Here is an 11,129-nt window from a genome sequence, read left to right as displayed (position 1 = left end):
GGCCTGGACAACATCGCCCACGAACTCAACACCCGACCCCGCGAAACGCTGGGCTGGGCCACCCCAACCCAACGCCTCGCGGAAGTCATCGCGCCCTAACGATTGCACTCAACCCTTGACCCCAAGCCGCGCCGGATGGCAATAACTTCATGATCACCGAGGTCAGGTGGGGGTCGAGGTCAGGTGGGGGTGGTTAGGGCTGCGTTCAACTCGTCGGGGGAGTTGAACTGGTCGGGTGGTAGGGCTTGCAGCATTTGCAGCATGGCCGTGCTGGCCCCGTTCTCCTGTCCCCAGCGGATCAGGTCCTCCCGGGAGACCGGGTAGTCGAGCCCGGCCAGGTACTCCTGCAACTGAACCCCGGTGACGGTCATGTCGGCCGGCTACCCGCTCGCGGTGGTCGTACACCGGCTTGGTTGGCTGCCACGACGGCCCGGCGGCCGGCGTGTCGGCCCGCGACGCGCCCACGGTTTGCCGCACTGGCGGCCGGGTAGCCGCTGGCATGCTGGTTCAGCGGCTCGGCTCGCCGAGCGATTTCGACCCGTTGCTGGAGCGCGTTCGCAACGCCCGGGTGGTGATGATCGGTGAGTCGACCCACGGCACTTACGACTACTACCGGTTGCGTGAGCAGCTCACCCGCCGGTTGATCGCGGAGTGCGGCTTCTCCTTCGTCGCCGTGGAGGGTGACTGGCCCGACTGTGACCGGGTGCACCGTTCGGTGACGGCCGCACCGGGCGGCGCGCTCGAACCGCAGCTCGCGCTCCACCAGTTTGAGCGATGGCCGACCTGGATGTGGGCCAATGCCGAGGTGGGCCGTTTCGCCAGTTGGCTGCGGGCCTGGAACGTGGAGCGGCCGGAGGAGCAACGGGCCGGGTTCCACGGGCTCGACGTGTACAGCCTCTGGGAGTCGATGCAGGCGATCTTCGACTACCTGGGGGAGGAGGACCCGAAGTCGCTGGAGGCGGCGCAGGACGCGTACCGGTGTTTCGAGCCGTACGGCAAGAGGGTCGAGGAGTACGGCATGGCCAGCCGGTTCGTCTCCGCCCGCTGTGAGGAGGAGGTCGTCCGGTTGCTCGCCCGGACTCGCGAACACGCCCTCTCCGACGGCCCGGACCGCTTCTCGGCCTGGCAGAACGCTGAGGTGGTGGCCGGCGCCGAGCGCTACTACCGGGCGATGGTGGCCGGCGGGCCGGACTCGTGGAACATCCGCGACACCCACATGCAGGACACCCTGGACCGGCTGATGGACCGGTACGGCCCCGACGCCCGGGGCGTCGTCTGGGCGCACAACACGCACGTCGGGGACGCGCGGGCCACCGACATGGCCGCCGACGGGATGATCAACATTGGTCAGTTGGCCCGGGAGCGGCACGGCGAGGACGCGGTGGCCCTGGTCGGCTTCGGCAGCTACCGGGGCACTGTGATCGCCGCGCCCCGCTGGGGTTCGCCGCCGGAGGCGATGGTGGTGCCCCCGGCTCGGGAGGGCTCGATCGAGCGGCGACTGCACGAGCTTATGCCGGAGCGGGCGGTGCTGATCTTCGGCGGCGACGACCAGCCGGGCTGGGTCACCGACACCGTGGACCACCGGGCGATCGGGGTCGTCTACGACCCGTCGTTCGAGTCCTGGGGCAACTACGTGCCCACTCGGCTCGGCGACAGGTACGACGCCTTCATCTGGTGCGACGACACCACGGCTCTGCACCCGCTGCCGGTGCCGGCGGCCCCCGGCGAGATGGAGACCTACCCGGCGGGCGTCTGACGCGCTGGAGGTGTGGTGCCCGCCGGGCACCACACCTCCACCTACGGGCGGGTTAGACGCGGGTTGGGGTGCGGTCTTCCAGGTGGGTGCGCAGGCCCTCGCCTTCGATGTCCACGTTGGGCAGGGCGCGGTCGAGCCAGCGGGGCAACCACCAGGCGCGGTCGCCGAGGAGCGACATCACCGCCGGGACGATTGTCATCCGGACCACGAACGCGTCGATGGCGACGCCGATGGCGAGCGCGAAGCCCATCGACTTGATCACCGGGTCCTCCAGGAAGACGAAGCCCCCGAAGACCGACATCATGATCAGCGCGGCGGCCGTGACCACCCGTGCGCCGTGCCCCATGCCGCTGATGGTGGCCTGTCGGGCGGTCTCACCGTGAACGAAGTCCTCCCGCATCCGGGACACCAGGAACACCTCGTAGTCCATGGCGAGCCCGAACAGGATGCCGATGAGCAGGATCGGCAGGAAGCTGATCAGCGGGCCGGGCGTGTCCAGGCCGACGAGGTCGGCGAGGTGCCCCTGCTGGAAGACCGCCACCGTGATGCCGAACGTGGCGGCGACGGTGAGCAGGAAGCCCAGCGCTGCCTTGACCGGCACCAGCAGCGAGCGGAACACCAGCATCAGCAGCAGCACCGAGAGCCCGACCACCAGCAGCAGGTAGATCGGTAGCGCGTCGGACAGCTTCTCGGAGACGTCGATGCCGATGGCGGTGACGCCGGTGAGCAGCACGTCCGCGTCGGGGATACCGCTCACCGCGCCACGGATGTCATGCACCAGGGTCTCGGTGGCCTCGTCGGTCGGGCCGGTCTTCGGCACCACGCCGAGCAGTGCGGTCCGTCCGTCCGGGCTGAGCTGGGGCGGTGCCACCGCGAGGACGTTCTCGGTGCGCTGGAGCAGGGCGGTGACCTGCGGCACGGCGGCCGCGGTGGCCTGCGGCGTGTCACCGGCGACGACCACCGCGAGCCGGCCGGTGAAGCCCGCTCCGAAGCCTTCGACGGTCAGGTCGTTGGCCACCCGGGCGGGCGAGCCGACGGCGGCCGTCGCGGCGCCCGGCAGGGCCAGCCGCATGTCCGGCGTGGGCAGCGCGAGCAGCCCCAGGCCGAGCAGGCCGACCAGGATGACGGGTACGCGGAACCGGGTGATCAGTCGCGCCCAGCGGAAGCCGAACCGGTTGCGCTCCTCGGTCTTTGTCGTCGCTGCGGCCGGTCGGTCGGTGACGTCGGCGTCGTCCTCCTGAGCTGCGGTGCCGTCGGTGGGGACGGCGCGCAGTCGGCGGGGGAGCACCCGGCGACCGGCGAAGCCGAGCAGGGCCGGCTGGAGGGTGATGGCGACGAGTACGGCGACGGTGACCGTGCCGGCGGCGGCGAGACCCATCACGGTGAGGAACGGGATGTTCACCACGGCGAGCCCGGCCAGGGCGATGACCACTGTGGCGCCGGCGAAGACCACTGCCGAGCCGGCGGTGCCCACGGCCCGGCCGACCGCCTCCTCCGGGGACAGGCCGTCGAGCAGGTTCTGCCGGTGCCGGGAGGTGATGAAGAGCGAGTAGTCGATGCCGACCGCTAGACCGAGCATCAACGCCAGGATCGGTGCGGTGCTGGTGAGCTGGACGACGCCGCTCAACGCGAACAGCCCGGCCATTCCGGCGCCCACGCCGATCAGCGCGTTGAGCATCGTCATACCGGCGGCGACCAGGGAACCGAACGTGATGATCAGAACGATGGCGGCGACCAGGACGCCGAGCGCCTCGGTGGAGCCGATCTCCGGCTCGCCGCCGAGCACCTCGCCGCCGGGGGCGACCTGCCAACCCTGTGCCTTGGCCGCCGCGCCAACCTGCTCGTACGCGGTGCGCTGCTCGTCGGTCACGTCGTCCCCGCCGGTGGCGAACTGGACCTGGACCAGCGCGTACCGGCCGTTGGGCGAGACCGCGCCGACCTGGAGCGGGTTGACCGCGCCGACCACGCCGGGCAGTGTCGACGCCTGCTGGACGAGTTCCTGCACCACGGCCTGACCCTGCGGGGTGGCCAGTTGGCCGTCGGCGGGCGCCTTGACGGTGATGGTGCCGGTGGCGCCGCTGGCCGCGGGGAACTGGTCGGCGAGCAGGTCGAGCGCGCGCTGGCTCTCGGTGCCGGGCATCGTGAAGTTGCTCGCCGTCGGGCCGCGCAGGGTCGCCGCGGCCAGGCCGGCGACGACGAGTACGACGAGCCAGAGCGCGACGACGAGCCGTCGCCGGCGCAACGCGCCCCGGCCGAGCCGGTAGAGCAGGGTGGCCATCAGGAGTCCTTGTCCTCGGTCGTGGGTGGATGGGGCAGGGGTGCGTCGACGGGTTCGACGGCCCGCCGGGCGAGGGTGAGCAGGGCGGGGCGCAGTTCGTCGTCGGGGATGTCGGTGAACTCGGCGCATGCCTCGGAGATGCCGGCGAGAAGCACCAGCGCGGCGATGCGAGCGCCCGGCCGGTCGGAGTGCCCGGCCAGCGCGTCCCGCAGCCGATCGGAGATCTGCTGGATGTGCGCGAAGGCCGGTTGGCACAGCAGCTCCGGGAACTCGCCGCGCAGTACGGCGATCTCCCGCCGGAACCGGACCGCGAGGTCGACGAAGCCCTGTGCGGCGACGTCCTGGGCGGCCGCCCCGGTCAGGCCGTTGAGCTGGTCGTCGAGGTCGCGGAGCACCTCGATCGCGGGAGCCATCAGCTCGGCGAGCAGGGCTTCCTTGTTGGCGAAGTGGTAGAGCACCGTGGCCTTGGAGCAGCCGACCTCCCGGGCGATGTCCTGCAGGGAGGTACCCCGGTAGCCGGTCACCGTGAACTGCCGCGCCGCCGCGGCGAGGATCTCGCCGTGCGTGTCGGGTACCGCTCTGACCATGTCCGGTCCACCTCCCGCAAACCAGCATGCCTGACCGATCGGTCAGACCCTGACCGATCGGTCAGACGGAAGCGGTGGTGTTCACCACACCCCTGGCTCGGCTTATCCGGCGTGCTGGGCGTCGTACGTGGTCCGCGCCTCGGCGATGGCCCGGCGGTGCCGCTCGGCCCAGCCGGTCAGCGCGACAAGTGACTCGTACAGCTCCAGCGCCATCGGGGTGGCGGTGTACTCGACCTTGGGCGGGACGGTCGGATAGACGGTGCGGTGCAGCAGGCCGTCCCGTTCCAGGTTGCGCAACGTCAGCGTGAGCATCCGGCGGCTGATGCCCTCGATGTGCCGCTCCAGCTCGGTGAAGCGCACCGGGCCGTGCGAGGCGGCCACCAGGATGCCGATGCTCCACTTGCCGCCGACCCGGTCGAGCACCTCGCGGACGGTGCACGCCCGAGCCTGGCCCGGGGTGAACGGCACGTTCTCGGCCGCGCAGGTCAGCTCGGCCTCGACCAGCGCGGACACATCGCTGTTCCTCTGGGACATCAAAGTGCCTCCTTCCGCTCCGGTTCATGGTCACAGACGATGACCTCGGTAACAAATCGTGCACCAAGGAGGGGTTCCATGGAGCGTGTCGTCCCATCCCGCTGGTCGGCGTTGCTGGTGCTCTGCGCCGGCAGCCTGATGATCATTTTGGATGGCACAGTCGTCGCGGTGGCGCTGCCCGCCGTACAACGTGACCTGGGCTTCACGGCCGCCGGCCTGGCCTGGGTGGTCAACGCCTACCTGGTCGCGTTCGGCGGGCTGCTGCTGCTCGCCGGGCGCCTCGGCGACCTGCTGGGCCGGCGGGGGGTCTTCCTGGCCGGTGTCGCGCTGTTCACAGTGGCCTCGTTGGCCTGCGCGGTCGCCACCGGGCCGGCCCTGCTGGTGGGCGCGCGGTTCGGGCAGGGCGTCGGCGGGGCGCTGGCCATGGCCGTCAGCCTCGGCATGATCGTCCGGCTCTATCCCGAACCGGCCGAGCGGGCCCGTGCCATCGCCGTCTTCAGCTTCACCGGGGCGGCCGGCGCGTCGGTCGGCACCGTCGCCGGAGGGGTGCTCACCCAGGCCGCCGGGTGGCGGACGATCTTCCTGGTCAACGTGCCGATCGGAGCGGCAATCCTCGTCGCGGCCCTCCGCCGGCTCCCGGCCGAACGGGGGATCGGCCTGCGGGGCGGCCTGGACGTGCCCGGCGCGCTGCTCGCCACCGCCGGTCTGATGGCCGCCGTATTGGGCATCGTGGGAACGGGTGAGCACGGCTGGACCAGCCCTCGGACGCTCGGCGCGGTGGCCCTCGCGGCGCTGCTGCTCGGCGGGTTCGCGCTGCGCCAACGGGTGGCGGCGACCCCGCTGGTGCCGTCCCGGGTGCTGCGCGTTCCGGGTCTGGTGGCGGCGAACGCCGTGCAGTTCCTCATGGTCTGCGCGTACTTCGGCTTCCAGCTCCTGCTCGCCGTGGAACTGCAACTGGTGCTGGGGCTGGACGCCGCCGCGACCGGCTGGGCCTTCCTGCCCACCCCTGTCGTGATCGCCGTGGTCTCGCTCGGCCTGGCCGGTCGACTGATCGCCCGCTGGGGTGCCCGGAGCGTCCTGCTGGTCGGGCTCGTCCTGGCGACAGTCGGCTTCCTCCTCCTCGCCCGGCTGCCCGCCGACGGCGCCTACGTCGTCGACGTACTCCCCGCGATGTTGATCTTCGGGGTGGCTGGCGGCCTGACCCTGCCGGCGGTGACCACACTGGCCATGGCCGGCGCGACCGACACGGACGCCGGGCTCGCCTCCGGCCTGGCCAACACCACCCAACAGGTCGGCGGCGCCGTCGGCCTGGCCGCGCTGGCCACCCTGGCCGCCGCCCGCAGCGACGGGCTGCGGGCCGCCGGTTGGGCCGAGACCGCCGCGCTCGCCGGCGGCTACCGGACCGCGTTCGCCGTGGCCGCCGGCCTCGTCGTCGCCGCGTGGCTGGTGGCGCTGACCACAGTGCCCCGACGCGCGGCCGGGCCGTCGTCGGCCGCCGACCTGTCGGGCCCGGCCGCGGTGGGTGCCGAAACCGATCCGTACCGAAGCGCCGCGTCCGGTTGACCGACGGCAGTCAGCCCGGGAGGGTGGTCGGGTGAGTGAGGCTGACGAGACCCGGGACGGCGTGGCCCTGACCAACCTGGACCAGCCGCTGTCCGACCGCGATGACGCGACGAAGCGTGACCTGGTCGACTACCTCGACGCGGTCGGGGACCGGATCCTCCCGCACCTGCGGGGCCGGCCGCTGTCGGTGATCAGGGTCCGCCCCGGCCAGCCGCCGTTCATGCAGAAGAACCTGCCCCGCTACACCCCGGACTGGGTCCGCCGGGCGCCGGTCTGGGCCGAGGCGTCGCACCGGGAAATCTCGTACGCCCTCTGCGACGACCGCCGCACCCTGCTCTGGTTCGCCAACCAACGGGCGGTGGAGTACCACCCGACGCTGGCCACCGTCGCTGACCTGCACCGCCCGACCCACCTGATCCTGGACCTGGACCCGCCGGACGGTGACGGGTTCCGCGCGGCGGTCGCCGCGGCCCTGCTGGTTCGCCAGGCGCTCGCCGACGCCGGCCTGGCCGGTGCGGTCAAGACCAGCGGCGCCAAGGGCGTGCACGTCTTCGTGCCGGTGACCGACGAGGCCACGGCCGAGGAGTTGGCCGCCGCCACCCGGGCGCTCGCCGTCCGCGCCGAACGGCTCGACCCGGCGGTGGCCACCACGGCGTACATCAAGGAGGACCGGGGTGGCCGGGTCTTCGTGGACGCCACCCGCGCGGGCGGGGCGACCGTCGCAGCCGTGTACAGCCCCCGGCTGCGCCCCGGGATGCCTGTTTCGTTCCCGGTCGACTGGGCCGACCTGATCGAGGTGACCCCCGCCGACTTCACCATCCGGACCGCGCCGTCGCTGCTCGCCGACGGCGACCCGTGGGCCGCGCTGATGCCGGCCCCGCAACCGCTCCCCGCCGATCTGGTCGCCGAGGGCCGGACCATCCCGGTGGCCCGGGTGCAGGCCATGCACGAGGGGAAGCGCCGGGCCCGCGCCCGCCGCGAGGCCGGCTGACCGACTCGTCGACCCCGCTCGCGTCCGGGGAGCGGTCGATTGTCGGTGGGTTGTGGCACGATTTCCCAGGTGAGCAGCAAACCCGACGCGACGCAGCGACTGGGCGACCTGGCGCGGCTGCGCCGGGTCCGCGACCGGATCGACAGGGAGTACGCGCAGCCGCTGGACGTCGAGGCGCTCGCCCGTGGCGCGCACATGTCGGCCGGGCACCTCAGCCGCGAGTTTCGGCTCGCCTATGGCGAATCCCCCTACAGCTACCTGATGACCCGACGGATCGAGCGGGCGATGGCCCTGCTGCGCCGCGGAGACCTGAGCGTCACCGACGTCTGTTTTGCGGTTGGTTGTTCGTCGCTGGGCACCTTCAGCACCCGCTTCACTGAGCTGGTGGGCGTGCCGCCGAGCGTCTACCGGCGGCAGGCGGCGCAGGCGACGGCGGGCATGCCGTCGTGCGTGGCGAAGCAGGTGACCAGACCGGTCAGGAATCGAGAAGCGCGGGTCACCGCAGCGCAACTAGCGTGACCAGCATGGACATCACCATTCACTCAAGCTTCCTTCCGCACACCGACCCGGAGGCCTCGCTGGCCTTCTACCGCGACATCCTCGGCTTCGAGGTCCGCCTCGACGTCGGCTACGAGGGAATGCGGTGGATCACGGTCGGGCCGGTCGGCCAGCCCAGCACCGCCATCGTCCTGCACCCACCAACCGCCAACCCCGGCCTCACCGACGACGAGCGGCAGACCATCCTTGAGCTGATGGCCAAGGGCAGCTACTTCGGCGTCAACCTGGCCACCACCGACCTCGACGCCACCTTCGCCAAGGTGGAGGCCAGCGACGCCGAGGTGGTCCAGGAACCGACCGAGCAGCCGTACGGCGTGCGCGACTGTGCCTTCCGGGACCCGGCGGGCAACATGGTCCGCATCCAGGAAGTGCGCTGAACCGTCCGCGCCCGACACAGGGAGACACGATGAGCACGGCCAGTAAGCCGCACGTCGCCGACAGTCATGACCTGATCCGCGTGCAGGGTGCGCGCGTGAACAACCTCAAGGACGTCGACGTCGAGATCCCGAAGCGGCGGCTGACGGTCTTCACCGGTGTCTCCGGCTCCGGTAAGAGTTCGCTGGTGTTCGGCACCATCGCGGCCGAGTCCCAGCGGATGATCAACGAGACCTACAGCGCCTTCGTGCAGGGCTTCATGCCGACGTTGGCCCGGCCCGAGGTCGACCTACTGGACGGCCTGACCACGGCGATCATCGTCGACCAGGAGCGGATGGGCGCGAATTCCCGCTCCACCGTCGGCACCGCCACCGACGCCAACGCGATGCTGCGCATCCTGTTCAGCCGGCTCGGGCAGCCACAGATCGGCTCGCCCAACGCGTACTCCTTCAATGTCCCCTCGGTGAAGGCGACAGGTGCGATCACAGTCGATCGCGGCGCCGGCAAGACGAAGACCGAGAAGGCGACCTTCAACCGTCTCGGCGGCATGTGCCCGCGGTGCGAGGGCATGGGCGCGGTGACCGACATCGACCTGTCGGCGCTCTACGACGACAACCTCTCGCTCAACGAGGGCGCGATCACCATCCCGGGTTACAGCATGGAGGGCTGGTACGGCCGGATCTTCCGTGGCTGCGGCTACTTCGACCCGGACAAGCCGATCGCCAAGTTCAACAAGCGGGAGCTGCACGACCTGCTCCACCGGGAGCCGACCAAGATCAAAATCGATGGGATCAACCTGACGTACGCGGGCCTGATCCCGTCGATCCAGAAGTCCTTCCTCGCCAAGGACATCGACGCGTTGCAGCCGCACATCCGCGCCTTCGTGGAGCGCGCGGTGACCTTCACGACCTGCCCCGAGTGTGCCGGCACCCGGCTCAGCAAGGAGGCCAGGTCATCGAAGATCAAGGGAAAGAACATCGCCGACGCCTGCGCGATGCAGATCAGTGACCTGGCCGCCTGGGTGCGCGGGATCAAAGAACCGTCGGTGGCCCCGCTGCTGGCGGGCCTGCAACACCTCCTCGACTCGTTCGAGGAGATCGGGCTGGGCTACCTGTCGCTCGATCGGCCGTCGGGCACCCTCTCCGGTGGCGAGGCGCAGCGCACCAAGATGATCCGCCACCTCGGCTCCTCGCTCACCGACGTCACCTACGTCTTCGACGAGCCGACCATCGGGCTGCACCCGCACGACATCCAACGGATGAACGAGCTGCTGCTCCAACTGCGCGACAAGGGCAACACAGTGCTGGTCGTGGAGCACAAGCCGGAGGCCATCGCCATCGCCGACCACGTCGTCGACCTCGGGCCCGGGGCCGGCACGGACGGCGGGACGGTCTGCTACGAGGGCACCGTGCAGGGCCTGCGGGCCAGCGGCACCATCACCGGCCGCCACCTCGACGACCGGGCGGCGCTCAAGGAGACGGTGCGGAAACCCGCCGGCAAACTGGAGATCCGCGGCGCCACGGCCAACAACCTCCAGGACGTGAACGTCGACGTACCCCTCGGGGTGCTCGTCGTCGTGACCGGTGTCGCCGGCTCCGGCAAGAGTTCGCTGGTGCACGGGTCGATCCCGGCCGGTGCCGGCGTGGTCTCGATCGACCAGGGCGCCATCCGCGGCTCACGGCGCAGCAACCCGGCCACGTACACCGGGTTGCTCGACCCGATCCGTAAGGCGTTCGCGAAGGCCAACGGGGTGAAGCCGGCGCTGTTCAGCGCCAACTCCGAGGGCGCCTGCCCGAGCTGCAACGGCGCCGGCGTCATCTACACAGACCTGGGGATGATGGCCGGGGTTGCCGCACCCTGCGAGGACTGCGAGGGCAAGCGGTTCCAGGCGTCGGTCCTGGAATACCGCTTCGGCGGTCGCGACATCAGCGAGGTGCTCGCGATGTCGGTGACGGAGGCCGAGAAGTTCTTCGGCGCCGGCGAGGCACGTACGCCGGCAGCGCACGCCATCCTCGATCGGCTCGCCGACGTCGGGCTCGGCTACCTGAGCCTGGGTCAGCCGCTCACCACCCTCTCCGGCGGGGAACGGCAACGGCTCAAGCTGGCCACCCACATGGCCGAGAAGGGCGGCGTCTACGTCCTCGACGAGCCGACCACCGGCCTGCACCTGGCCGACGTCGAACAACTACTCGGCCTGCTCGACCGCCTGGTCGACGCCGGCAAGTCGGTGATCGTCATCGAACATCACCAGGCGGTCATGGCGCACGCCGACTGGATCATCGACATCGGCCCCGGCGCCGGCCACGACGGTGGTCGCATCGTCTTCGAGGGCACACCCGCCGACCTTGTCGCCTCCCGCTCCACCCTCACCGGCGAGCACCTGGCGGCATACGTCGGCAGCTGACCAAAGGCCCTGGTCGCCGATCGAACCTCTGTGCGACCGGCGGCCAGAGTACGTGCGCGGCCGAGACGGCTAGGGAATCGTCG

Annotated in this window: 10 protein-coding genes; 6 read left to right on the top strand and 4 right to left on the bottom strand. The window is 70.9% G+C overall.

Features of this window, described 5'->3' with window-relative positions; translation table 11 throughout:
* Positions 1-179 precede the first annotated feature (179 nt).
* On the bottom strand, positions 180-371 hold the full coding sequence (locus tag KBX71_RS21390; RefSeq protein WP_124815096.1) for a DUF2795 domain-containing protein: 192 nt from the start codon (positions 369-371) through the stop codon (positions 180-182).
* A gap of 128 nt (positions 372-499) precedes the next feature.
* Here KBX71_RS21390 and KBX71_RS21385 point away from each other — a divergent pair, with 128 nt between their 5' ends.
* Positions 500-1,756, top strand: coding sequence for an erythromycin esterase family protein (locus KBX71_RS21385; protein WP_210819745.1), 1,257 nt, complete (start codon positions 500-502; stop codon positions 1,754-1,756).
* Positions 1,757-1,808: 52 nt separating this feature from the next.
* On the opposite strand, the gene KBX71_RS21380 is transcribed toward KBX71_RS21385, so the two are convergent.
* From KBX71_RS21380 to KBX71_RS21370, 3 genes are all read right to left on the bottom strand, one after another.
* Complete coding sequence (locus KBX71_RS21380) at positions 1,809-4,034, bottom strand: MMPL family transporter (RefSeq protein ID WP_210819744.1); 2,226 nt, start codon at positions 4,032-4,034, stop codon at positions 1,809-1,811.
* Positions 4,034-4,621: a TetR/AcrR family transcriptional regulator gene (locus KBX71_RS21375; RefSeq protein WP_124823146.1), complete on the bottom strand. Its 588-nt coding sequence runs from the start codon at positions 4,619-4,621 to the stop codon at positions 4,034-4,036. Before KBX71_RS21375 ends, KBX71_RS21380 begins: the two co-directional genes overlap by 1 nt.
* Positions 4,622-4,723: 102 nt before the next feature.
* Positions 4,724-5,158 carry a helix-turn-helix domain-containing protein gene (locus KBX71_RS21370; RefSeq protein ID WP_247683851.1) on the bottom strand — a complete coding sequence of 145 codons (435 nt, stop codon included), beginning with the start codon at positions 5,156-5,158 and terminating at the stop codon, positions 4,724-4,726.
* A 75-nt stretch (positions 5,159-5,233) separates the two neighbouring features.
* On the opposite strand from KBX71_RS21370, the gene KBX71_RS21365 reads away from it, so the two are divergent.
* The 5 genes from KBX71_RS21365 (at position 5,234) to KBX71_RS21345 (ending at position 11,046) form a co-directional block, all read left to right on the top strand.
* Positions 5,234-6,718, top strand: a complete 1,485-nt coding sequence (locus KBX71_RS21365) for an MFS transporter (RefSeq protein ID WP_210819743.1) — start codon at positions 5,234-5,236, stop codon at positions 6,716-6,718.
* A gap of 31 nt (positions 6,719-6,749) precedes the next feature.
* Positions 6,750-7,709 (top strand): DNA polymerase domain-containing protein, encoded by a 960-nt coding sequence (locus KBX71_RS21360; RefSeq protein WP_210819742.1) that lies wholly within the window; start codon positions 6,750-6,752, stop codon positions 7,707-7,709.
* 69 nt (positions 7,710-7,778) lie between these two features.
* Positions 7,779-8,228, top strand: coding sequence for a helix-turn-helix transcriptional regulator (locus KBX71_RS21355; RefSeq protein ID WP_196929715.1), 450 nt, complete (start codon positions 7,779-7,781; stop codon positions 8,226-8,228).
* Between the two features lie 5 nt (positions 8,229-8,233).
* Positions 8,234-8,644, top strand: a complete 411-nt coding sequence (locus KBX71_RS21350) for a VOC family protein (protein ID WP_210819741.1) — start codon at positions 8,234-8,236, stop codon at positions 8,642-8,644.
* Positions 8,645-8,673: 29 nt separating this feature from the next.
* Positions 8,674-11,046 (top strand): excinuclease ABC subunit UvrA, encoded by a 2,373-nt coding sequence (locus KBX71_RS21345; RefSeq protein WP_210819740.1) that lies wholly within the window; start codon positions 8,674-8,676, stop codon positions 11,044-11,046.
* Positions 11,047-11,129: the final 83 nt, after the last annotated feature.

This window comes from Micromonospora sp. D93 (assembly GCF_018070365.1).
Taxonomy (GTDB): domain Bacteria; phylum Actinomycetota; class Actinomycetes; order Mycobacteriales; family Micromonosporaceae; genus Micromonospora; species Micromonospora ureilytica.
Note: the sequence above shows the minus strand (reverse complement) of the source record. Positions and strands in the feature narration are given on the sequence as shown.

Coding starts and splice junctions, on each gene's coding strand:
- KBX71_RS21350 (WP_210819741.1), top strand. CDS start 8,234: ATGGACATCACCATTCACTCAAGCTTCCTTCCGCACACCGACCCGGAG.
- KBX71_RS21345 (WP_210819740.1), top strand. CDS start 8,674: ATGAGCACGGCCAGTAAGCCGCACGTCGCCGACAGTCATGACCTGATC.
- KBX71_RS21375 (WP_124823146.1), bottom strand. CDS start 4,621: ATGGTCAGAGCGGTACCCGACACGCACGGCGAGATCCTCGCCGCGGCG.
- KBX71_RS21390 (WP_124815096.1), bottom strand. CDS start 371: ATGACCGTCACCGGGGTTCAGTTGCAGGAGTACCTGGCCGGGCTCGAC.
- KBX71_RS21385 (WP_210819745.1), top strand. CDS start 500: ATGCTGGTTCAGCGGCTCGGCTCGCCGAGCGATTTCGACCCGTTGCTG.
- KBX71_RS21365 (WP_210819743.1), top strand. CDS start 5,234: ATGGAGCGTGTCGTCCCATCCCGCTGGTCGGCGTTGCTGGTGCTCTGC.
- KBX71_RS21380 (WP_210819744.1), bottom strand. CDS start 4,034: ATGGCCACCCTGCTCTACCGGCTCGGCCGGGGCGCGTTGCGCCGGCGA.